General features: G+C 71.2%; 19 protein-coding genes and 2 pseudogenes. 12 read left to right on the forward strand and 9 right to left on the reverse strand.

The genetic code is table 11. The features are described 5' to 3' along the window. Positions 1–102 precede the first annotated feature (102 nt). The gene (locus CR470_RS22290; protein ID WP_097869324.1) at positions 103–1,251 is read right to left on the reverse strand and encodes an extracellular solute-binding protein; all 1,149 of its coding nucleotides are present in this window, start codon (positions 1,249–1,251) and stop codon (positions 103–105) included. Between the two features lie 334 nt (positions 1,252–1,585). Here CR470_RS22290 and CR470_RS22295 point away from each other — a divergent pair, with 334 nt between their 5' ends. The 3 genes from CR470_RS22295 (at position 1,586) to CR470_RS22305 (ending at position 3,815) form a co-directional block, all read left to right on the forward strand. Next, positions 1,586–2,326: a GntR family transcriptional regulator gene (locus CR470_RS22295; protein WP_097869325.1), complete on the forward strand. Its 741-nt coding sequence runs from the start codon at positions 1,586–1,588 to the stop codon at positions 2,324–2,326. A 99-nt stretch (positions 2,327–2,425) separates the two neighbouring features. Continuing rightward, positions 2,426–3,145 (forward strand): HAD family hydrolase, encoded by a 720-nt coding sequence (locus tag CR470_RS22300; RefSeq protein ID WP_097869326.1) that lies wholly within the window; start codon positions 2,426–2,428, stop codon positions 3,143–3,145. Positions 3,146–3,203: 58 nt separating this feature from the next. Next, complete coding sequence (locus CR470_RS22305; RefSeq protein ID WP_097869327.1) at positions 3,204–3,815, forward strand: dihydrofolate reductase family protein; 612 nt, start codon at positions 3,204–3,206, stop codon at positions 3,813–3,815. 5 nt (positions 3,816–3,820) lie between these two features. On the opposite strand, the gene CR470_RS22310 is transcribed toward CR470_RS22305, so the two are convergent. Beyond that, the gene (locus tag CR470_RS22310; protein WP_097869328.1) at positions 3,821–5,014 is read right to left on the reverse strand and encodes an RtcB family protein; all 1,194 of its coding nucleotides are present in this window, start codon (positions 5,012–5,014) and stop codon (positions 3,821–3,823) included. 172 nt (positions 5,015–5,186) lie between these two features. On the opposite strand from CR470_RS22310, the gene CR470_RS22315 reads away from it, so the two are divergent. The 4 genes from CR470_RS22315 (at position 5,187) to CR470_RS22330 (ending at position 9,879) form a co-directional block, all read left to right on the forward strand. Continuing rightward, complete coding sequence (locus CR470_RS22315; RefSeq protein ID WP_097869329.1) at positions 5,187–6,056, forward strand: hypothetical protein; 870 nt, start codon at positions 5,187–5,189, stop codon at positions 6,054–6,056. 191 nt (positions 6,057–6,247) lie between these two features. Further along, positions 6,248–7,093, forward strand: coding sequence for a DUF3558 domain-containing protein (locus tag CR470_RS22320; RefSeq protein ID WP_097869330.1), 846 nt, complete (start codon positions 6,248–6,250; stop codon positions 7,091–7,093). 241 nt (positions 7,094–7,334) lie between these two features. Further along, positions 7,335–8,021, forward strand: a complete 687-nt coding sequence (locus CR470_RS22325) for a hypothetical protein (RefSeq protein WP_097869331.1) — start codon at positions 7,335–7,337, stop codon at positions 8,019–8,021. A gap of 334 nt (positions 8,022–8,355) precedes the next feature. Continuing rightward, complete coding sequence (locus CR470_RS22330; RefSeq protein ID WP_097869332.1) at positions 8,356–9,879, forward strand: DUF2637 domain-containing protein; 1,524 nt, start codon at positions 8,356–8,358, stop codon at positions 9,877–9,879. An 84-nt stretch (positions 9,880–9,963) separates the two neighbouring features. Here the strand turns inward: CR470_RS22330 and lysS are convergent, their stop codons facing one another. Then, on the reverse strand, positions 9,964–11,736 hold the full coding sequence (lysS, locus tag CR470_RS22335) for a lysine--tRNA ligase (RefSeq protein WP_097869333.1): 1,773 nt from the start codon (positions 11,734–11,736) through the stop codon (positions 9,964–9,966). A gap of 135 nt (positions 11,737–11,871) precedes the next feature. Here lysS and argS point away from each other — a divergent pair, with 135 nt between their 5' ends. Then, positions 11,872–13,644, forward strand: a complete 1,773-nt coding sequence (gene argS / locus CR470_RS22340; protein ID WP_097869334.1) for an arginine--tRNA ligase — start codon at positions 11,872–11,874, stop codon at positions 13,642–13,644. A gap of 75 nt (positions 13,645–13,719) precedes the next feature. On the opposite strand, the gene CR470_RS22345 is transcribed toward argS, so the two are convergent. The 4 genes from CR470_RS22345 to CR470_RS22360 all read right to left on the reverse strand — a co-directional run bounded on the left by CR470_RS22345 (position 13,720) and on the right by CR470_RS22360 (position 17,459). Further along, the gene (locus tag CR470_RS22345; protein WP_097869335.1) at positions 13,720–14,076 is read right to left on the reverse strand and encodes an antibiotic biosynthesis monooxygenase family protein; all 357 of its coding nucleotides are present in this window, start codon (positions 14,074–14,076) and stop codon (positions 13,720–13,722) included. A gap of 67 nt (positions 14,077–14,143) precedes the next feature. Next, complete coding sequence (locus CR470_RS22350) at positions 14,144–14,581, reverse strand: hypothetical protein (protein WP_097869336.1); 438 nt, start codon at positions 14,579–14,581, stop codon at positions 14,144–14,146. An 88-nt stretch (positions 14,582–14,669) separates the two neighbouring features. Further along, a complete protein-coding gene (locus CR470_RS22355; RefSeq protein ID WP_097869337.1) occupies positions 14,670–15,878 on the reverse strand; it encodes a phospholipase D-like domain-containing protein in 1,209 nt (402 codons plus the stop codon). 171 nt (positions 15,879–16,049) lie between these two features. Further along, positions 16,050–17,459: a helix-turn-helix domain-containing protein gene (locus tag CR470_RS22360; RefSeq protein ID WP_097869338.1), complete on the reverse strand. Its 1,410-nt coding sequence runs from the start codon at positions 17,457–17,459 to the stop codon at positions 16,050–16,052. Between the two features lie 230 nt (positions 17,460–17,689). Here CR470_RS22360 and CR470_RS22365 point away from each other — a divergent pair, with 230 nt between their 5' ends. The 3 genes and pseudogenes from CR470_RS22365 (at position 17,690) to CR470_RS22375 (ending at position 19,435) form a co-directional block, all read left to right on the forward strand. After that, the gene (locus CR470_RS22365) at positions 17,690–18,418 is read left to right on the forward strand and encodes a DUF4232 domain-containing protein (protein ID WP_097869339.1); all 729 of its coding nucleotides are present in this window, start codon (positions 17,690–17,692) and stop codon (positions 18,416–18,418) included. A gap of 156 nt (positions 18,419–18,574) precedes the next feature. Continuing rightward, positions 18,575–19,196: pseudogene (locus tag CR470_RS22370) on the forward strand (helix-turn-helix domain-containing protein). Beyond that, a complete protein-coding gene (locus tag CR470_RS22375; RefSeq protein ID WP_097869340.1) occupies positions 19,193–19,435 on the forward strand; it encodes a DUF397 domain-containing protein in 243 nt (80 codons plus the stop codon). Before CR470_RS22370 ends, CR470_RS22375 begins: the two are co-directional and overlap by 4 nt. A gap of 13 nt (positions 19,436–19,448) precedes the next feature. Here CR470_RS22375 and CR470_RS22380 read toward each other — a convergent pair whose 3' ends face one another. Together CR470_RS22380 and CR470_RS22385 are read right to left on the reverse strand one after the other, a co-directional pair. Continuing rightward, positions 19,449–20,018 carry a dihydrofolate reductase family protein gene (locus CR470_RS22380; RefSeq protein WP_097869341.1) on the reverse strand — a complete coding sequence of 190 codons (570 nt, stop codon included), beginning with the start codon at positions 20,016–20,018 and terminating at the stop codon, positions 19,449–19,451. 97 nt (positions 20,019–20,115) lie between these two features. After that, on the reverse strand, positions 20,116–21,087 hold the full coding sequence (locus tag CR470_RS22385; RefSeq protein WP_097869342.1) for an alpha/beta fold hydrolase: 972 nt from the start codon (positions 21,085–21,087) through the stop codon (positions 20,116–20,118). A 192-nt stretch (positions 21,088–21,279) separates the two neighbouring features. Between CR470_RS22385 and CR470_RS22390 the strand changes: the two are divergent. Further along, positions 21,280–21,482 (forward strand): annotated as a pseudogene (locus CR470_RS22390) (DUF4253 domain-containing protein); the annotation flags it as partial.

Genomic DNA, 21,482 nt, shown 5'->3' on the forward strand with positions numbered 1-21,482 from the left:
GGCCCGTCGCGGGCACGGAGCCCGCCGGGCCCGCGGGCGCGGAGCCCGCCGGGGTGGCGGCTCCGCTCCCCGCGGGAGGAGGTGCGGTGGTGTCGGCCATGGTCAGCTGACCGCCTTGCCCCAGCCCTGGACGACCGTCTCCTTGGCCTTCGCCTCCTGGTCCGCGGTCGGCTCCTCCGGAGTGCCGTGAACCTCGGGGATCCGGGCGACGGCGGCCTTGTCGGCGGTGCCGTCCTTCTTCATCGCGTCGAGGAGCGCCGGACGCGAGAAGCCCTTGAGCCAGATGTTCTGGCCCTCCGGGCTGTAGACGAACTCCAGCCACAGGCGGGCGGCGGCCGGGTGCGGGGCGTACTTGTTGACGCCCTGGTTGTAGTAACGCGCGTACAGGCCGTCGCCGGGCACCGCGACCTGCCAGTCGACGCCCTTGGGCTTCAGCTTCTGGCCGTAGCCCAGGTTGAGGTAGTCCCAGTCGATCGAGATCGGCGTCTCGCCCTGCTGGATGGTGGCGAGCGTGGACTTCGCGGGGACGAAGTTGCCCTTCTTCCTCAACTCCCGGAAGAAGTCGAGACCCGGCTGCGCGTCGTCCAGGGAGCCGCCGTTGGCCAGCGACGCGGCGACGACGGCGGCCAGCGCGGAGCTGGACTCGGTCGGGTCGCCGTTGAGCGCGACCTTGTTCCGGTACTCGGGCTTCAGCAGGTCCTCGAACGTCTCGGGGCAGTTCTTGACGGCCTTGGCGTCACAGCCGATGGACATGAAGCCGCCGTAGTTGTTCATGAAGGAGGCGTCCGGCTGCTTCTGCGCGTCCGGGATGCCGTCCCAGCCCTCGACCTTGTACGCCGCGAGCAGGTCCTGCTTCTTGGCCTCCTGCATGTACGAGGTGCCGAGGTCCAGCGCGTCGACGGCCCGGTCCTGGCCCTTGCGCTTGGCCGCCGCGTTCAGCGCGCCCTGACTGCTGCCGCCCGGGTCCTCGTTGTTGACCTCGATGTCGTACTTCTTCTCGAACGCCGCGATCATCTCGCCGTAGTTGGCCCAGTCCGGCGCGAGGGCGTAGACGTTGAGCTTGCCCTCCTTCTCCGCCGCCGCGACGAGCTTCTCCATACCGCCGAGGTCCGCGGCCGACTCCGCCTTCGCGGCCTTGCTGTTCCTCGCACCGGCGTCGTCGGGTGCGGAGCCACAGCCGGCGGCCACCAGGGCGGTGAGACCGGCAAGGGCCGCGGCGGTCAGGACGCGGCGGGGACGGTGTGCCTTCACAATGCGTACTCCTGGGTCTGGCGGCAAGCCACCTGTATGGACAAGCCATCGTCAGTAAGCCAGCCGAAGCTAACAGCCAAGTGACCAGCGGGTAAAGCTTTGAGGAGGTAAAAAGTGCAGGTCAGAAGCGTTATAGAGACGTAGGTTTACGCGCTCCCCAAAGCGGTTAGACGCAGGGTTCACACTTCGGGGAATCCACCTCCTGCGCACAGACCGGAGATGCACCGTGCCTCGCGCGGATGACATGATCGTCCCTGCGCACCCACCACGCACCGCGCTTCCGGCGCACCCCGTCCCCCGGAAGCCCGGCAACCCGAAAGCCCCGAGGAGAGACGTGACCCGACGGCACCAGCAGATCGCCGAGGAGCTGCGCCGCGCCATCGCCGAAGGCACCCACCCCGTGGGCTCCGAACTGCCGTCCGAGTCCGAACTGGCCCTGGCCCACGGCGTATCGCGGGGCACCCTCCGGCAGGCCTTCGGCACACTCCAGTCGGAGGGCCTGATCGGGTCCCGGCAGGGCGCCCGCCGGACCGTCCTGTCCACCACCCCCAGCCAGAGCTTCACCGAGCTGCGCAGCTTCGCCCAGTGGGCCAGGGCCGGCGACCGCACCCCGGGCGGCCTGGTGCTCCGCTCGCACCGCGCGAGGGCGACCGAGGCGCAGGCCGCCCAGCTCCAGCTCGCCCCGGGCGACCCGGTCCTGCACGTCCTGCGGGTGCGCACCCTGGACGGGGAGCCGGCACTCCTGGAACGCACGGTGTACGCGGGGTGGGTGGCGGCGGCCGTCGAAGGGCTGCCGGACGACTGCGAGTCGGTCACCCAGAGCCTGTACGAGGAGGCCGGCGTGGTCATGAGCCACGGCGAGCACCATCTGGACGCGGTCGCCGCCGGCACCACGGACGCCCGTGAGCTGGGCGTCCGGCGCGGCTCCCCGCTGCTGCGGGTGCGCCGCACCACGACCACGTCCGAGGGCCGGCCCGTCGAGACCTCGGACGACCGCTACCGGCCCGGCTCGGTCGTCTTCACCGTCCGCAACTCGGTACAGGCCAATCCGCTGGTGCGCACCGCCGCCGACTGACACGCCGGGCAGCCGGTGCCCCACGGGCCACCGGCCCCGGTTCGTCCGCCCCACCCCGCAACCCCGCCGCCCCTCCGCCCCAGGAACAGCGAGCCCCGTATGCCTCCGCTCCCCCGACCCGCCGCCCTGCTGTGCGACATGGACGGCACCCTCGTCGACACCGAGCACGCCTGGCTGGACACCGTCGCCGGGTTCCTGCGGACGCAGGGCTCCCCGGCGGACGCGGGCACCCTCGCCCCGTTCGCGGGCGCCGCGGTGGCCGACGCGGCCGGACGTCTCGTACGCGGCGGACTCACCGCCCTGTCGGAGGCGGCGACGGCCGCCCTGCTCGACCAGGAGTTCACCGCGCGGGTGGCGGCCGGGGTGACCGTCCAGCCCGGCGCTCTCCGGCTCCTGGACCGGGCACGCGCGCTGGGAGTGCCGACGGCCCTGGTGACCGCGTCCGAGCGTCATGTGGCCGACCTGGTGCTCGACACCCTGGGCCGGCACCGGTTCGACACGTCGGTCGCCTCGGGCGAGACGGCGCGCGGCAAGCCGCACCCCGACCCGTACCTGGCGGCGGCGGCGGCGCTCGGGGTGACCCCGCAGGACTGCCTGGCCGTCGAGGACACCCCCACGGGCGCCGCCGCCGCCCTGGCCGCGGGGTGCCGCCTGCTCGCCGTCCCCTCGGTACCCGGCATCGAGCCGGGCCCGCGCACGGTACTGGTCGCCTCCCTGACGGAGGCGGACCTGACGGAGCCGGAACAGGAGCCTCCCGCCGGCCGACATGCGCCGGCGCACGGGCCCTCGTCCCCGGCGCCCCCGGCCGCGTCGTGTTAGGAAGGAGGCGCCCCCGGCCGCCGTACCGGCCGGAAAGCCCACGAGGGAGTGGTGCCCGATGAAGCTGGTGGTGCAGGAGTTCCTGACGCTCGACGGCGTCTCCCAGGGCCCCGGGTCCCCGGACGAGGACACCAGCGACGGGTTCACCCGGGGCGGCTGGTTCGTGCCGCACCTGGACGAGGAGTTCGAGCGGCAGGCGGGCGAGTGGCTCGGCGAGGCGGACGCCTTCCTGTTCGGCCGCCGCACCTACGAGAACTTCGCCCGCGACTGGCCGCGAATGACCGACCACCCCTTCTCCGGCATCCTGAACGGCCTGCCGAAGTACGTGGCCTCGAACACCCTGACCGAGGCCACGTGGGACCCGACCACGATCCTCTCCGGCGACATCCCCGCCCAGGTGGCCGAGGTGAAACGGCGCCCCGGCCGGGACCTCCAGGTCCACGGCAGCGCCCGCCTGGCCCAGTCGCTGCTGGCCGCGGGCCTGGTCGACGAACTGCGCCTGGCCATCGCCCCGGTCGTGGTGGGCGAGGGCCGCAGACTGTTCCCGGACGGCGGCGCCCCGGCCGGCCTGCGGCTCCTCAGCCACCGGACGACCCCGGCCGGGGTCTCCGTACACGTCTTCACGGCCACGGGACCACCGGACTACGCGACGTACGGGGGCGGGGCGTAGCGGGCTCAGCCCTTCACGCACACCACCTGCTTGAGCTTCGCGACGACCTGGACCAGGTCCCGCTGCTGATCGATGACCTGCTCGATCGGCTTGTACGCTCCGGGGATCTCGTCCACGACACCGGAGTCCTTACGGCACTCCACGCCCTGCGTCTGCTCCTCCAGGTCCTTGGTCGAGAAGCGCTTCTTCGCCGCGTTCCGGCTCATCCGGCGCCCCGCGCCGTGCGACGCCGAGTTGAAGGACTTCTCGTTGCCGAGGCCCTTCACGATGTACGAACCGGTGCCCATGGACCCCGGGATGATCCCGAAGTCGCCGGACCCCGCCCGGATCGCGCCCTTGCGGGTGACCAGCAGGTCCATGCCCTCGTACCGCTCCTCCGCCACGTAGTTGTGGTGGCAGGAGATGACCTGCTCGAAGGTGACCCGGGCCTTCTTGAACTCCTTGCGGACCACGTCCTGGAAGAGTCCCATCATGATCGCCCGGTTGAACTTCGCGTACTCCTGCGCCCAGAAGAGGTCGTTGCGGTACGCGGCCATCTGCGGGGTGTCCGCGATGAACACCGCCAGGTCACGGTCGACCAAGCCCTGGTTGTGCGGCAGCTTCTGCGCCTGGCCGATGTGGAAGTCGGCCAGCTCCTTGCCGATGTTCCGCGAGCCGGAATGCAGCATCAACCAGACAGAACCGGTCTCATCGAGACAAAACTCGATAAAATGATTTCCCGATCCGAGCGTTCCCATCTGCTTCGTGGCGCGCTCCTGACGGAATTTGACCGCATCGGCGATCCCCCCGAACCGCCCCCAGAAGTCGTCCCATCCCGACGTCGGGAACCCGTGCAGCTTCCCCGGGTCCACCGCGTCGCCGTGCATCCCCCGGCCGACCGGAATGGCCTGCTCGATCTTGGAACGCAGCCGCGACAGGTCGCCGGGAAGATCGTTCGCGGTGAGGGACGTCCGGACGGCCGACATCCCGCAGCCGATGTCCACCCCGACCGCGGCCGGGCACACCGCGCCCTGCATCGCGATCACCGACCCGACCGTCGCCCCCTTGCCGAAGTGGACGTCCGGCATGACGGCGAGGCCCTTGATCCACGGCAGCGTGGAGACGTTGCGCAGCTGCTGCATCGCCACGTCCTCGACCGACGCGGGGTCCGCCCACATCCGGATGGGAACCTTCGCTCCCGGCACCTCTACGTACGACATAACTCCTCGATTCCCCCGAAAAGACTGAAAGCGCAAAACCGGTGCCAAGATCGGCAAACCTGTCGGCCGACCGGCATTCACAGCGGCGCGTGCGATACACATTGTGTCCATCGGCCGCCTTCGGGCGGCAACCCGTTTTCCGTACCGAAGGGAGCCTGGGACGGTGCGAGACATGGCGTACGTACCCGGCGTCGCGCTTCTGGCAGCGCTCGTCGTCGGCTGCAGCGCCGGCTCCGACAGCAACGCGAACGGCGCCGACAGCAAGGCGGGCAGCCCGACGGTCACCCCCGCGCCCCCGGGCAAGTACGAGACCCTGCCCGCCCCCTGCCGCGCCGTGCCGCGCGGCACCCTGAAGGACCTGCTGCCCGGCGCCGCGGAACTGCCCGGGGACCAGCAGGAGAAGGTGTTCCGGGGGTCGGCGTCCGTCACGTACGACACCGACCGCAAGGTCGGCTGCAGTTGGAAGTCCGACGCGCCGAACGCCACCCGCAGCCTCTCCATCGACTTCGAGCGCGTCGTCTCGTACGACCCCGCGGTCAGCGACGACGACCGCGCCGACACCGTCTACGCGAAGAAAGAGAAGGCCGCCGGCCTCTCGTCGTCGGCGACCCCTGGGCCGGACGCGGAGAAGAACACCGGGGCCCCGGGCGAGAAGGAGAAGGGCAAGGGCGCCGACGCGGAGAAGCCGGAGGGTGCGACGGGGGGCACCACGGCCTCGGCGGACCCCTCGGCCTCCTCCTCGTCCTCACCCTCCGGAGACGGCAACGGAGGCGGCAACGGGGGCACCGGCCCGGAGGGCGCCCTCCCCTCCCGCGTCCTCGACAACCTCGGAGATGCCGCGTTTCTGCATAATCTGCCCACACGTGCAGGTTCCACCGCACAGCGCCGCACGGTGAGCGTGGTATTCCGCACATCGAACGTGGTCGTGACCGTCCGGTACGCCGAGCAGCCGGCCCTCGTCACCCAGGTGCCCGACAGCAGGGAACTCCAGGAGAAGGCCCAGGCACTGGCCCGGAAGCTGGCCGAGACGCTCAGCGAATAGACCCCGCCCGACGGGCCCCCACCGGCCGGATTCCGGTCTCCGGGGGCCCTCGGCGGCGGCACGGGACGGCCTCCGGCCGTCGTACGGTGGCTGTCCGGAAGACGAACCGACCCGCTGCCGAGCCCACCCGTACACCGCACGAACCGAGACCTCCAGCACCGAGAGCTCCGTGCCATCCGAGTGAAGGAACCATGCACCGATCAGCCCCGCGCCTGTCCCGCATCCTCGCCTGCGCCGCCGTTCCGGTGATGCTCGTAGCCGTCGGCTGCTCGTCGGACTCCGACTCCGACAGCAAGAAGAACGCGGGCTCCTCCTCGTCCGGCACCCCCAGCGCCAAGCCGACGGAGCCCACCGTCGAAGCGGCGAGGTTCGCCGATCTGCCCGACCCGTGCGCCTCGATCAACAAGAAGACGATCAAGGACCTGGTGCCCGAGGCGAAGAAGAAGAACGGCACGGCAGGCCGGTCCAACGACCTGGCGGCCCGGAGCAGTTGCTCCTGGAACGGCCTGGACGACAAGGGCGTCGACGGCTCCCAGTACCGCTGGCTGGACGTCGGCTTCACCCGCTTCGATTCGGACCAGTCGCTGGGCAGCGGCGCCAAGCGCGCCACCGCCGAGTACGCGAAGCAGGTCACCAAGGCGAAGGCATCCGAGGGGGCCGAGAAGGTCGCCGCCGAGCCCACCACCGGCATCGGCGAGGAGGCCACCACCGTGACCTACGGCCTCAGCAAGACGGACGAGGACTTCGCGTACGCCACCGTCGTGGCGCGCACGGGCAATGTCGTCGTCACCCTGACGTACAACGGCGCGGGTTACGCGGGTGCGAAGACCCCCTCGTCCGCGAGCATCGTCAAGGGCGCGCAGAAGGCGGCGAAGGAAGCGGTCGCCGCTGTCGCCGAAACCGACGACGCCAAGGTCACGCCCCCGGCGAAGGGCGGCTCGGACGACAGCAAGAAGGACAGCACGAAGGACGCGGCCAAGGGCAGCGACAGCGACGACCCCAAGTCGACGGCGAAGCCGAAGGCGAAGTCGAGCTGACGGCCCGCCCCGGCGTCCGGACGCACAACGTGGCCTGAGGCCCACGCGGCCGGCAGGACGCCAACACCCCCTCCCAGCACCGCTTTTCCCGCGCCCGGCCCCCCTGGGGCCGGGTTTCGCACGTTGGGGCACGCCCCGGGATATGCGCCTGTCACCTTCATGCCAACCCTCTCCCCGTTCCGTTCGGATCGCGGTGGGCGCAGTTACGCTCCACGGCGAACCTCGAGGAAAGGCAAGGGAATTGCGCCATCGAATCGCACTCGCCGCCGCACTCACGACCGGTCTTCTCGCGCTCACGGCCGCCTCCGCCACCGCGGCGCCGAGCGAGGTGGGGACGGCGGCGCCCGGCGACGCCCGTGCGTGCGCGGACGTGAAGCTGTCCGGCGCCCTGCCCGTACCGCCCGCGGGCATGTCCGTGCGGCAGGACGTCTCCATCGGCCCCGACTGCACTCCGGTGCTCGGCCCCGCACGGCTGGTACCGAAGGCCGGCCCGGCCGCGAACGCGCAGGCGGCTCCGGCCGCCGCCCAGGGCGACCGGCAGGTCCGGAGCTATTCGGAGATGTACGACTGCTGCAACATCCGGATGACGGGCCTCTACACGACGTCCGACTGGAGCTCCGACGGCACCGTGGTCACCGCCTCCTCCACCGACGCGACCCAGCAGTGGAACCGTGAACCGTGGAACGCGGGCTGGTCGCTGGAGTCCTCGGGCAAGTCCGCCGACTGCGTCGCGAACTGCGCGGTCTCCACCAACGTGGCCAACGCCTCGTTCTCCTACCAGGGGATCTTCGACCCGACGGGCACCGTGTACGCCAACACGCACCGTTCCACCGTGGCGCTCAAGGCCGACGGGACCGCGTCCTGCACGTTCGAGGTCGACCTGAAGAACACGTTCGTCGGCTGGAACTGGCAGCGCGGCTGCGAGTGACTCTTCGGCGGTGGCGACCCCCCATGCCGCCACCGCCGGAGCCCCCATCCCCGCTGAAGCCCGGCCCCCGCCGGAGCCACGGCCCCCGTCGAAGTCCCCGCCGAAGCCCCCGTCGGCACCGAAGTCCCGGGCTTTCAGGCCGAGTTCCTCCGCTCTCCGACGGGCCGCCACGAGCCCGCCCGGCCCCGAGAACAGCTTGACGGCTCCTCCCCGCGCAACGCGACTCGCACACATGTGCCAGGCTGTGCCATCGCCGGGCGTCCGATGTCCGGCCGAAAAACAACGCCGGCCGCGAAGCCGGGTCCGGGTACAGAGGTCGGGGAGGGGATCGCGCGTGGCCGCGATGCAGCTGACACGCACGCACCGCATACTCATCGGGGTCGTCATCGCCGGTGCGGTGCTCATCGCCGCGATCGGTTTCGCGGGTTCCTACACCGCCGTGCGCGAGCTCGCGGAGGACAAGGGCTTCGGGTCGTTCTCCCTGGTCTTCCCCATCGGCATCGACGCGGGCATCTGCGTCCTGCTCGCCCTTGACCTCCTGCTCACATGGATGCGGATCCCGTTCCCGCTGCTGCGCCAGACGGCGTGGCTGCTGACCGCCGCGACGATCGCGTTCAACGGCGCCGCCTCCTGGCCCGACCCGCTGGGCACCGCGATGCACGCGGTGATCCCGGTGCTGTTCGTCGTCTCCGTCGAGGCCGCCCGGCACGCGGTGGGCCGGATCGCGGACATCACGGCCGACAAGCACATGGAGGGCGTGCGCCTCACGCGCTGGCTGCTCTCCCCCGTCCCCACGTTCAAGCTGTGGCGGCGGATGAAGCTGTGGGAGCTGCGCAGTTACGAGCAGGTCATCAAGCTCGAACAGGACCGGCTGATCTACCAGGCCCGGCTCCAGGCCCGCTTCGGGCGCAACTGGCGGCGCAAGGCCCCGGTCGAGTCGATGATGCCGCTGCGCCTGGCGAAGTACGGCGTCCCGCTCGCCGAGACCGCCCCGGCCGGGCTCGCCGCCGCCGGCATCGAGCCGGCGCTGCTGCCCCCGGTCGAGGGGTCCCGACCGAAGGCGGAGCTGCCGTACGAGCCCCAGCGGGAGCCGGGGCAGGAGCAGGCACAGCAGCACCCACAACAGCAGCAGCAGCAACAGCACTCGATGTCACTCCAGAAGCAGGCACCCCAGCAACACCAGCAGCACCAACGGCAGACCCAGCACCTCCAGCAGGCCCCGTACCCCGAGCAGCAGGCCCAGCAGCCTGCCCAGCACCAGGAACATTCCCAGGCCCTGGACACCTCGCAGGTTCCGCCCACCCACGACAGCCCCTGGTTCGCCGCCCAGAAGCTTCCGGAGGCCGCGCACGCCAGCGCGTACGACCCGGAGCACGCCGAGGGCCTGGAACCCACTCCGGCCGCGGTCCCCCTGGGCCCCGGCCGCACCCGGCCCCTCGGCGACGTCGGCACGATCGGCGCGGTCCCGCACCCCCGCCGTGAAGACCTCGACGAAGACCTCCACGAGGCCCCGGAACGCGTACAACAGACCCAGCAGACCCAGGCAGCCCAGCCGGTCCAGGCAGCCCGGCAGGCCGCCGACGAGGAGCCGCCCGCCGTCCCCGAAGAGGCACCGCAGCTGGAGCCCTGGTCCCAGGAGGACGAGGACTTCGCCAACCGGGCGTTCGAGGAGTACACCGCGTTGACCGATCAGGAGGGCCAGTACCCGACCCTCGCAGCCCTCGACATCACCCTGGCCGACAAGCGCGACGTGCACCACCCGCGCTCCGCGGAGCTGCTCCAGGACCTCATGCCGCAGTTCAAGAGCCTCTACACCCAGCGCACCACGGCCACGGCCACGGCCGCCCAGAGCACCTGACGTACGGCCGCACAGCACGGCGAAGGGCCGCCGCCCGGGAGGGATTCCCGGCCGGCGGCCCTTGTCGTCCGTACCGCGGCGGCGCTACGCGCCCAGCAGCCTCCGCACCCGGTCCGCCCCCACCGCGAGCAGCAGCGTGGGCAGGCGGGGCCCCGTGTCGCGGCTGACGAGCAGCCGGTAGAGCAGCGCGAAGAAGGACCGCTGCGCGGCCTTCAGCTCGGGCGTCGGCTTGGCGTCCGGCTCCAGTCCCGCCAGCACCTTCGGCACGCCGTAGACGAGCGTGGTGAGCCCGTCCAGCGACCAGTGCGAGTCCAGCCCCTCCAGGAGGAGACGCAGCGACTCGCGGCCCTGGTCGTCGAGCGAGCCGAGCAGTTCCTTGTCGGGCTCGTCCCGGACGATGGTGCGGGCCTCGGCCGGGACCTGGGTGGTGATCCAGCTCTCGGCGCGGTCGAGGCGGGGGCGGGCCTCGTCCAGCGAGGTCAGCGGGTTGTCCGGGTCCAGCTCGCCGAGGATGCGCAGCGTCTGGTCCTCGGCGCCCGCGGTGATGTCGGCGACCGAGGCGAGCGTCCGGTACGGCAGCGGGCGCGGGGTGCTCGGGAGCTCCCCGGCCGCCGTGCGGACGGCACGGGAGTACGCGGCGGCGTCGGCGGGCAGCACCGTGCCGTCGGCGACCTTGCGGCCCAGCGAGTCCCACTCGTCGTACAGCCGCTGGATCTCCTGGTCGAAGGCGATCTTGAACGACTGGTTGGGCTTGCGGCGGGCGTAGAGCCAGCGCAGCAGCGGCGCCTCCATGATCTTCAGCGCGTCGGCCGGGGTGGGCACCCCGCCCTTGCTGGAGGACATCTTGGCCATGCCGGAGATGCCGACGAAGGCGTACATGGGCCCGATGGGCTGGACGCCGTCGAAGACCTCGCGGACGATCTGGCCGCCGACGACGAAGGAGGAGCCGGGCGAGGAGTGGTCGACGCCGCTGGGCTCGAAGATCACGCCCTCGTAGGCCCAGCGCATCGGCCAGTCGACCTTCCAGACGAGCTTGCCGCGGTTGAACTCGCTGAGGCGGACCGTCTCGGCGTAGCCGCACGCCGAGCAGGTGTAGTTCAGCTCGGTCGTATCGTCGTCGTAGGAGGTGACGACGGTGAGGTCCTTCTCGCAGTTGCCGCAGTAGGGCTTGTACGGGAAGTAGCCGGCGGTGTTGCCGCTGCCGTCGTCCTCGTCGGCGGCACCGGAGCCCTCGGCGGCCTCCAGCTCGGCCTCGTCGACCTTCTTCTGCTGCTGCGGCTTCTTGCCGCCCTTGTTCTGCGGGCCGCCGGCCGGGTCCTTCTTGGTGCGGTAGCGGTCCAGGACGGCGTCGATGTCGGCGCGGTGCTTCATCGCGTGCAGGATCTGCTCGCGGTAGGTCCCGGCCGTGTACTGCTCCGTCTGGCTGATTCCGTCGTACTCGACGCCCAGCTCGTCCAGGGCGGCCGTCATGGCGGCCTTGAAGTGCTCGGCCCAGTTCGGGTACGCGGAGCCGGCCGGGGCGGGCACCGAGGTCAGCGGCTTGCCGATGTGCTCGGTCCAGGTCGCCGTGTCGACCCCCGGGATGCCCTCCGGGACCTTGCGGTAGCGGTCGTAGTCGTCCCAGGAGATCAGGTGGCGCACGGTGTACCCGCGGCGGCGGACCTCGTCGGCGACCAGGTGCGGGGTCATCACCTCGCGGAGGTTGCCGAGGTGGATCGGGCCCGACGGGGACAGTCCGGAGGCGACGACGACCGGTTTGCCAGGCGCACGACGCTCCGATTCGGCGATGACATCGTCCGCGAAGCGGGAGACCCAGTCGGTCTCGGTGCTGGTCTGACTCTCGGCCACGGTCGGCACGTCCTTCTCTCGTCTGTCGTTTCCCGATGGGGTACCGACCATTCTCCCAGCTACCCCCCGCAGCGCGAAAACGGCTTTACGCCCCGTGGGATACTGGAGCGATCCCTTGTACCCCTACGGAAACGGCAGCCAGCCATGGCCTCGGTCCCTTCCCTCGCTTCCACGCTCCAGCAGCAGCTGGCGGACGCCCTGACGGCAGCGCTGCCGGATGCCGGCGCCGCGGACCCGCTGCTGCGCCGAAGCGACCGGGCCGACTTCCAGGCCAACGGCATCCTGGCGCTCGCCAAGAAGCTCAAGGGCAACCCGCGTGAGCTGGCCGCCCAGGTGACCGCCGCCCTCCCGGCGGGCGGGCTGATCAAGGACATCGAGGTCTCCGGGCCCGGCTTCCTCAACATCACGCTCACCGACCGGGCGATCGTCGAGACGCTGGCCGCCCGGGCGGCGGACGGCGAGGGCCGGCTCGGCGTGCCGCTGAAGGCGGCGGCCGGCACCACGGTCATCGACTACGCCCAGCCGAACGTGGCCAAGGAGATGCACGTCGGCCACCTGCGGTCGGCGGTCATCGGCGACGCCGTGGTCAGGATCCTGGAGTTCACCGGCGAGAACGTGGTCCGGCGCCACCACATCGGCGACTGGGGCACCCAGTTCGGCATGCTCATCCAGTATCTGATCGAGCACCCCGGCGCGCTGAAGCACGAGGGCGGCGCGAGCGACGGCGAGGCGGCGATGTCGACGCTGAACCGGGTCTACAAGGAGTCGCGGGTCCTGTTCGACTCCGATGAGGAGTTCAAGGCGCGGTCCCGGGACCGCGTGGTGGCCCTCCAGGCCGGGGATCCCGAGACGCTGGAGCTGTGGCACCGCTTCGTCGACGAGTCGAAGATCTACTTCCACTCGGTGTTCGACAAGCTCGACATGGTGATCGACGACCCGGACATCGTCGGTGAGTCCGGCTACAACGACATGCTGGAGGAGACCTGCCGGATCCTGGAGGAGACGGGCGTCGCCGTCCGCTCCGAGGGTGCGCTGTGCGTGTTCTTCGACGATGTGAAGGGCCCGGACGGCAACAAGGTCCCGCTCATCGTGAAGAAGACGAACGGCGGCTACGGCTACGCGGCGACCGACCTCTCCGCGATCCGGAACCGGGTGCAGGACCTCAAGGCGGACACCCTGCTGTACGTGGTGGACGCACGGCAGTCGCTGCACTTCAAGATGGTCTTCGAGACGGCCCGGCGGGCCGGCTGGCTGAACGAGGACGTCCAGGCCGTGCAGCTCGCCTTCGGCACGGTCCTCGGCAAGGACGGCAAGCCGTTCAAGACCCGTGAGGGCGAGACCGTGCGGCTGGAGGACCTCCTCGACGAGGCGGTCGCGCGGGCCACGGCGGTCGTCCGGGACAAGGCCGACAAGGTGGGCCTGTCCGAGGAGGAGATCGTCGAGAACGGCCGGTACGTCGGCATCGGCGCGGTGAAGTACGCGGACCTGTCGACCTCCGCCGTGCGGGACTACAAGTTCGACCTGGACCAGATGGTGGCGCTGCACGGCGACACGTCGGTGTACCTCCAGTACGCGTACGCCCGGATCCAGTCGATCCTGCGCAAGGCGGGGGACGCGGTCCCGGCCGCCCACCCGGAGCTGGAGCTGGCCCCGGCGGAGCGGGCGCTCGGTCTGCACCTGGACCAGTTCGGCGAGGTCCTCGCCGAGGTCGGGGCGGGCTACGAGCCGCACAAGCTGGCCGCGTATCTCTACCAGCTGGCGTCGCACCTGACCACGTTCTACGACCAGTGCCAGGTGCTCAGCCCGGACAACGCCCCGGAGGTCGTCGAGAACCGGCTCTTCCTGGTCGAGCTGACCGCCCGGACCCTGCACCAGGGGATGGCGCTGCTGGGCATCCGGACGCCCGAGCGGCTCTGATCCCGCACCCGGCTGTACGTACGTCGGCCCCGGTCACCGTCACAGGTGCCGGGGCCGACGCGCGCAGGGGTCGGGTCAGGGGGCGGTGAGTTCCACGACGACGTCGTAGACCGCCGGGTTCGGGGTGACCGGCCGCACGGCCTGCTCGCGTGCGGCCCGGGTACGGGAGGCGAAGTCGGGGTCGGCGGTGGCGGCCTCCCACGCCTCCTGGCTCTCCCAGTGGGAGACGTTGACGAGCTGGAAGCGGGAGTCCGATGAGCGGGCCCGGTGCATCCGCGAGTCGATGAATCCCGGCTTCTCCCTCATGAGGCGGGCCCTCTCCTCCCACTTCTCGACGAACGCGTCGAGCTCGTCGGCGGAGATCTCGAAGACGTTGATGAAGGTGACGGGCGAGCCCGGCGTGCCGTCGGCCGGGAGGTTCTCTGTGGTCATACCGAAAGCCTAAGCAACGGGCCGGAGTTGAGTGGCACCGCCGTCTCCGGCGCGGTTACGGGGCCGCCTACTGCGGGCGGCCCAGCGCCCACCCCGACACGTCGGCGAGGCGTCCGCGCCACAGCGGCAGGGAGACCGGGCTCATCGCCCCGCCGGCGAGGGTGACGTCCCGCAGATGGATCCAACGGGGCAGCCGGCCCGCCTCCGCGTCCTCGTCGGCACGCAGTTCCCGTACGCCCTGGTCGACCGTCTCGGGGAACTCGGCGAGCAGATGGGCCCCCTCCCCCTCGACCTGGCGCAGGCTCCTGGCCCACTCGGCCTTCCACTGCTCGTGCCCGATGACGTCCCCGTGCAGCAGGCCGCCGGGGTGCGTCAGGGTGAGAGGCAGGCTGGAGCGGGGGTCCTCGTCGAGGAGCTGGATGAGCAGCTGGAGCTGGAGGTCGGGCAGGGGTTCGGTGATCACCGCGGCGGACGGTGCCGGTGAGGTGTCGGCGGTGGCGCTCATGGGGCCCTTCCCTTCACATGGCGGACGACGGTCGTCCTCCCCGCCTGCCCGGCGAGCGCGGGAGCACGCCCCGGGAGCGGACCGGGCCTCAGAGGAAACGGCGGATGGGCAGGACGGCTGCTTCCCGGGCCCGCTGGAGGAGGTCGCGGCGCTTCCACCGGCCGCGCTCGATCAGCACGCTCTTCTCCCGGTCCTCGTCGAAGTGGCCGTCGAGGGTGGCGGTGAAGTCCCGGTCGAGGACGGCGAGCATGACTTCCTCGTCGTGGTCGAGCGAGCGCCGGTTGAAGTTGGTGGAGCCGATGAGGCTCGCGACCCGGTCCACGGTGAGGATCTTGGCGTGCAGCATCGTCGGCTGGTACTGGAAGATCTTCACGCCACAGGCGGTCAGCTCCTCGTAGAAGCGCTGGCCGGCGAGCTGGCAGACCCGCTTGTCGGTGTGCGGGCCGGGCAGCAGGATCTCGACCTCCACCCCGCGCCGGGCGGCGTCGCAGAGGAGCCCGGTGAAGTAGGCGTCGGGGGCGAAGTAGGCGGTGGTGAGGCGGACGCGTTCCTCGGCGGACTCCAGGACGACCCGGATCAGGGTCTGCATGTCCTGCCACCCGAAGGACGCGGAGCCGCGTACGACCTGGACGACGGCGTCCCCGTGGTGCTCGCCGACGACGAACCGGTCGCGCTCGTCGAAGAGCTCCTCGTGGCACTCGGCCCAGTTCTGCGCGAACGCGGCGGCCAGGCCGTCGACGGCGGGGCCGGTGACCCGGACGTGGGTGTCGCGCCACTCGTGCTCGTTGCGGGCGTCGCCGCACCACTCCTCGGCGATCCCGACGCCCCCGGTGAACGCGGTGCGCTCGTCGACGACGAGGACCTTGCGGTGGCAGCGATGGTTCTGCTTCAGCGGCGAGAGGTGGAGGGGCTTGCGGAACCAGGTCACGGTGACCCCCGCCCGGTCCATCAGCTCCAGCTGGTCCTTCTCGATGAGCCGGCAACCGAACCCGTCGAGCATGAGCCGTACCCGGACCCCGGCCCGGGCCCGCTCGGCCAGCGCCTCGGCGAACCGGAGAGCGATGTCACCGCGCCAGTAGACGAACGTCATCAGGTCCACGGTGTGCTCCGCGCCCCGGATGGCCTCCAGCATCGCGCCGAATATCTCGTCGCCGTTACGGAGCGGAAGGAGGGCGTTCCCCTCGGTGGCGGCGATACCGATCAGCCGCTCCAGCCTGCGTCTGAGCCGCAGGGACCGCTCCTCGCAGGTACGGGCGTCCAGAGCCGTCGGGTCGGAGGCTTCGGCAGTCACGGACATGGGTCACCTGGTGGGGAGGCGGGCTGGGGCGGCAGACCGGCCGGAACCGGGCGGACCGCGGGGACCCGGCGACTGTACTCCTGTACGAATCCGGACGGAAGCGACCTTCCGCCGCGAAGGGCCTGTACGTCCCCCGCAGCCGGGGGACGAGAACCGAGCCAGGACACGGCGCTAGGTCACGGGCTCCCACCCGGTCTCCTCGTTGCCGTACATGTACTCCGGCCGCCCCTTCATCCCGCTGGTGCGGAACGGCTTCCCGTGGTCGTCGATCCGCAGCGTCCCTTCCTTCCCGCCGCTGCTCCACTCCAGCTCCAGGTACCAGGTGACGTCGTAACCGACGGCCTTCATATCGAGGTTGAAGACCTCCACGTCCTCGGACGACACCTTGTACGGGAAGTCCACGGCCGGAACCGCCGTGTCCCCCTGCCTCCCCGGCACCGGCCGGAGGGTGGGATGCCCGGCGTCGAGGTGGGAGGCGAAGGTCTGGGGCATGATCCCGCTGCCGCAGCCGTTGCCCATCAGATACGCCGACCAGGGCAGCGGGGCCTTGCGGGAGACGACCCGGACGTTCATGCCCTTGAGGACGACCGCCTCGCGCGAGGTGCCCTGCACGGTGAGCTGGAGCAGCATGTTCCCGGCGTCGACCCCGCCGTACGACTCCGCCCAGCCGCGCCGGTCCTGCGGCGCGGGCGGCGGGTCGAGCTCGTCGGGCTCCCGGTCGACCAGATAGTGCTGGCCGCAGGGTTCCTCCCAGTTGTACGAGGAGATGCTGACGGTCGGCGGAGCCCCGAGGCCCGTACCGCTGCCGCCGCCGCTGCCGCCACCGCTCTGCGGCCGCTCCGGACCGGAGCCCGAGGGCTTGGCGGACGACGGCCCCGAGGGGGACGCGGAGGCGCTCGCCGAAGGACCGGTCGAACTCGGGCTCGCGGAGGGGCGGGGCGTCGCCGAAGCGGAGCCTTCCACCGCCGGCCCGCGGTCTCCGCCCGCGTCCTCCACCCGGTCCGCGGCGCTCCCACCGTCCTCCTTCCCCGACCCGACGAGGTCGGCGGCGACGACGGTGGTGGGCACGAGGAGCGCGGCGACCCCGGCGGCGGCGATGAGCACCCGCGTACGCCGGGAGAGCCGGGACCACCGGGAGCCCGCCGCCGGCCGAGTGCCGCCGGACACAACAGACGGCTCGGACGGCTCGACGGCCTCAGCGACGTCGACGCCTTCGGGAACAACACCAGGCACAGGAGCTGGCGCAGAGGCAGGAACGGGGGCAGGGGCAGGGGCAGGAACGGGCGCAGACGCGGACTCAGCCGTCCCCGGCGCCGCCCCCGCCGGAGGCCGCCGCCGCGCCGCGTCCGCCACGATCCACCGCCGGTGCACCTCCACCAACTCGTCGCCGGACGCCCCGCACACCCGCGCGAACCGCTCCACCGGGGCGAACTCGTTCGGTACGGCGTCCCCGTTGCAGTACCGGTGGAGGGTCGACGTGCTGACGTGCAGCTTTCCCGCCAGCACACCGTAGCTGCGCCCCGAACGGTCCTTCAGATCTTTCAGCAGAGCCGCGAACTCCACGGCCTCCGGCGTCGCCACGACGGCGTTCCCCTTCCTCGTGCGTCCCGGAACGGCGTTCCAAGGACGCGGAATCCCCGCAGGTCACCGTACGCGTAGACGTTCCAGCATCCCCAATGGTTCAGCAGGCGTTGCGGCCGGAATCCGCCGTCCCACAAGCTCGGACCAGACCACAGCAGGACCCAGCAGCAACCACGGGCCGGCCGTTCAACCGGACCAACACGCCAACCGTCACGGGGAGTACCACCACCATGCGCACCAACCGCATCCGCACCACCGCCCTCGCCGCCACCGCCCTCGTGGCCGCTCTCTCGCTCACCGCCTGTGGCGGCGAGGACAAGGCCATGGGCACCAAGGCGGCCGCCACGACCGATACGGCGAAGCCGACGGCGACGAGCGGCGCCACCGACGACGCCGACGGCACGGCACAGCCGGACGCACCGAAGGCCGGAACGCCCGAGACGCAGACCGTCCCCGCCGCGGGGAAGCACGCGGGCGGCAACGGCAACGGTGAGAGCAACGGCAAGAAGCCGGAGGCCGCGCCGAACGCGAAGGCCCCGGCGTCGATCCCGGCCTGCACGACCACGAACTCCACCGTCAAGGTCTCCTCGGTGAGCCGCCCGATCAACCACCTGCTGCTCACGGTGACCAACACCGGCTCCACCGACTGCGCCGCCTACTACGCGCCGTTCCTCCGCTTCGACGACGCCCAGGCCGTGTACCCGGTCTACGACGACAGCAAGCCGCAGGCGGTCGTCACGCTCTCCCCGGGTGAGAAGGCGTACGCGGGCATCGCGCTCCTCGGAGAGCCCGGTCAGAACGAGCCGGTCAAGAGCGACAACCTCGGCGTCACCATGGTCGACAGGAACAACGAGCCGAAGAACGAGGCCACGGTGAAGCTCCCGGCGGAGACCTTCACGGACGGCCTGGGCTTCGTCACCTACTGGCAGTCGGACGTCGAGACCGCCCTGATGTACTGAGCGGACGCGGTAGGCCAGGTCAGTGCCTGACGTGCGGTAACTGTGCGCGACCCGTACACATTTGTTGTACGGGTCGCGCATGCGTGAAGTGGGTTCCGGGGTGGGAGTGGGAACCGTATGCACCCCAGAAAGCGACAGCGTAAGGACGCGTCGACCATGAAGCTCGTGGGCAAGCTGCTGGCCCGCTTTCGCAAGGAGGCGGGCCTCACGCAGACCGAACTCGCCCAAGCGGCAGGCGTACAGGAGGACACGATCGCCTCCGTCGAGCAGGGCAGGCGCTCGCTCGTCCCGGATCTGGCGGAGACGATCGGCGTACGCGCAAGCGGTGTTCGGCAACAAGGTCCCGGTCTACAGCCCGGAGGAGATCGAGACCCAGACGGCGACGCGGCTGCAACGCCAGCAGATCCTGGACCGGAAGAAGCCGCCGGCCACCAGCATCGTGATCTGGGAACCGGTCCTGATGATGAGACTGACCTCGGACGAGGACCACCGGGAACAGCTCCGCCACCTCTACGCGATGGCCCAACTCCCGGGCGTCTGCCTCCAGATGCTCCCGCTCGACAGCAGGGTCCACGCAGGCCTCGCAGGCCCCTTCACCCTCCTGGAGACACCGGACCACCAACACGTCGCGTACACGGAGACCCAGCGCGGCAGCCAGCTGATCTCCGACCGGAACGAGGTCAGCATCCTCGCCCAGAAATATGCGATGCTGCGAGCCCGGACGCTCAGCCCTGTGGAGACCCTGCGCCTGCTGGCCCGCTTACTGGGAGAGACATGAGCACCGCACTGAACTGGTTCAAGTCGAGCTACAGCGGCGACGAAGGCGGTGCGTGCCTCGAAGTCGCCTACGACTGGCGGAAGTCGAGCTACAGCTCCGACGAAGGCGGGCAGTGCGTCGAGATCGCCGCCCACCCCGCCGCCGTCCACGTCCGTGACTCCAAGGACATCGAGGGCCCGACGTTCACCGTCGCGCCCACGGCCTGGTCGGCGTTCGCCGCCTACGCGGCCACCGCCTGACCCCACACCGTCGCTATCCCGCCCGGACCGTCTCGTAACGGAGCAGCACGACCCCGTTGCCGAAGGTCCGGGTCTCCAGCAGCCGGAGCATCTGCCGCTCCTCCGTGTCCCGGAAGAACGGGCGGCCCCGGCCGAGGATGACGGGATGGACGTAGATCCGGTACTCGTCGATCAGGTCGAACCGCCGGAACGACTCCAGCAGGTCCGCCCCGCCGACCACCAGGTCCCCCGAAGCGGCGTCCCGCAGACCGCGCACCTGCTCGGGGTCGACCTCGTGCAGCAGCGTCGCGTTCGGCCCCACGCTCTCCAGCGTCCGCGAGAAGACGAACTTCGGCATGTCCCGCCAGATGCCCGCGAACTCGGCCATCGGCCCCTCGCTGTCCGGGGCCTGATCGGCGGTCGGCCAGAACTCCTCCATCAGCTGGTAGGTGACGCGCCCCTCGACGAAGCCGCCCATCGTCCGGAGGTAGTCGTTGAAGTGCTGGTGCACCTCCTCGTCGACGGTGTGCCAGTCGATGTCCTGGTCGGGCCCTTCGAAGAAGCCGTCGAGGGAGAGCGAGATGGACGTGACGATCCTGTTCACCGGGGGCTCCTGTCGGATCGGATCGGCCCGGTCGACGGGGACGACCGGGCGGCGCGCAACGGGCTTCGACGATAAGCCCGGGCACTGGCAGCGGGGTCTAGCCGCGCCCGCCCCCCTGCACGGTCCCCGGCCGTCTCCCCCGTACGGTCCTCCGCCGGGCCTGCTCCTCCCGCCAGTCCCGCTCGACCGGCTCGTCCGGCCGTACGGTCTCCGCCAGCGACGCGAGGATCGGCTCGGCGGTGGCCCAGAGCAGCGCGCCGCCGACCCCCGGCACGACCGTGCGCCGCGCCCCTGGGATACGGGAGACGAGCCGGCGGCCGAGGTCGGGCGAGTGGGAGGCGTCCTCCTCGCCGTACCAGACCTCGACCGGGACGGTGATCGCGCCGAGGTCGATGGGCCAGCGCCCCATCGCGAGCACGGTGTCCCGGGCGTACCCGGCCGCAGCCCCCTGGGAGAACGCCTCGTCGAGCGCCCGACCGTAGGCGGCGGCGAAACCGGGGTCCTCGTAAACGACGAGGTCGCACGCCGGGCTTCCGGCCAGAACCATCCGCCGCATCGCGTCCGCGTCGAACCCGGCGAACACCTTCTCCGCCCCGACCGGGTCCTCCGCCACCCGCTCGACCAGGTCCCGAACCCCGTCGGGCAGCGCGGCGGCGAACTCCGGTGCCGCGACCTCGTCGGCGGCCGAGACGAGCGTGAGCGCGGAGACGGCGCCCGCCGCCGCGCAGGCGAGGGCGAAGGGAGCGCCCTGGGAGTTCCCGAGCATGGCGGGGAACGGGCCCAGGCCCCGCAGCCCGGCCAACTCCCGTACGTCGTCCACGAAGTCGGCGAAGGTCCGGTCGGGCGCGGGCGTGGAGACCCCGAGCCCGGGCCGGTCCACCGAGACCAGCCGGACGCCCTCCGCCTCGACGGCCCCGGCCCCGATCCCGAGCCACCGGCTGGTCGCGGCCCCGGGGGAGAGCAGGACGGGCAGCCCGTCCTCCGGCCCCCACTCGGCCCATCCGAGGACCCTCCCGTCGGAGAGGCGGGTGGTTCCGATGCGGGCGGGATCATCGACGTACAGGCTCATGCTCGACATCATTATCCAGCCACCACCGCCGCGCACCGGCTTTAGGACCCCGGGCACGTCGGGACGGTCACGGAGCCCGCAGGGGGCTGCCGCCGGTGTCCGCGACCCGCAGGCCACCGGCGGCGAAGAAGTCGTCGTACGTGCATGTCTCCGCCCCGCACGTTGTCAGTGCCGCCGCTTAGGCTCACCATCATGGCGACGCTCCCCAATCCCCTGCCCTCCCTGGCCACTTCCGGCCTGGACCTCCCGCCCGGCTCCCTGGTGGACGCCACGCTGGACGGCCCCTGGCACGAGCCGCTGCTCTGGTACGCGGACGGCCCGGCGGCCCCGCGCGACTGGCCGGACCTGCGGGCGGCCGGGCGGCGGGTCGGCCTGCTGCCGGTGCTGGTCAGCGG

Origin of the sequence: Streptomyces sp. rh34 (assembly GCF_002551245.1) — a bacterium.
In the GTDB taxonomy this organism is placed as follows: domain Bacteria; phylum Actinomycetota; class Actinomycetes; order Streptomycetales; family Streptomycetaceae; genus Streptomyces.

Bases quoted from the DNA above. Each gene is read 5' to 3' on its own strand.
- CR470_RS22365 (WP_097869339.1), top strand. From the start codon at position 17,690: ATGCGCACCAACCGCATCCGCACCACCGCCCTCGCCGCCACCGCCCTC.
- CR470_RS22305 (WP_097869327.1), top strand. From the start codon at position 3,204: ATGAAGCTGGTGGTGCAGGAGTTCCTGACGCTCGACGGCGTCTCCCAG.
- CR470_RS22385 (WP_097869342.1), bottom strand. From the start codon at position 21,087: ATGAGCCTGTACGTCGATGATCCCGCCCGCATCGGAACCACCCGCCTC.
- CR470_RS22320 (WP_097869330.1), top strand. From the start codon at position 6,248: ATGCACCGATCAGCCCCGCGCCTGTCCCGCATCCTCGCCTGCGCCGCC.
- CR470_RS22350 (WP_097869336.1), bottom strand. From the start codon at position 14,581: ATGAGCGCCACCGCCGACACCTCACCGGCACCGTCCGCCGCGGTGATC.
- CR470_RS22310 (WP_097869328.1), bottom strand. From the start codon at position 5,014: ATGTCGTACGTAGAGGTGCCGGGAGCGAAGGTTCCCATCCGGATGTGG.
- CR470_RS22345 (WP_097869335.1), bottom strand. From the start codon at position 14,076: ATGACCACAGAGAACCTCCCGGCCGACGGCACGCCGGGCTCGCCCGTC.
- CR470_RS22300 (WP_097869326.1), top strand. From the start codon at position 2,426: ATGCCTCCGCTCCCCCGACCCGCCGCCCTGCTGTGCGACATGGACGGC.
- CR470_RS22375 (WP_097869340.1), top strand. From the start codon at position 19,193: ATGAGCACCGCACTGAACTGGTTCAAGTCGAGCTACAGCGGCGACGAA.
- CR470_RS22315 (WP_097869329.1), top strand. From the start codon at position 5,187: ATGGCGTACGTACCCGGCGTCGCGCTTCTGGCAGCGCTCGTCGTCGGC.
- CR470_RS22355 (WP_097869337.1), bottom strand. From the start codon at position 15,878: ATGTCCGTGACTGCCGAAGCCTCCGACCCGACGGCTCTGGACGCCCGT.
- argS (WP_097869334.1), top strand. From the start codon at position 11,872: ATGGCCTCGGTCCCTTCCCTCGCTTCCACGCTCCAGCAGCAGCTGGCG.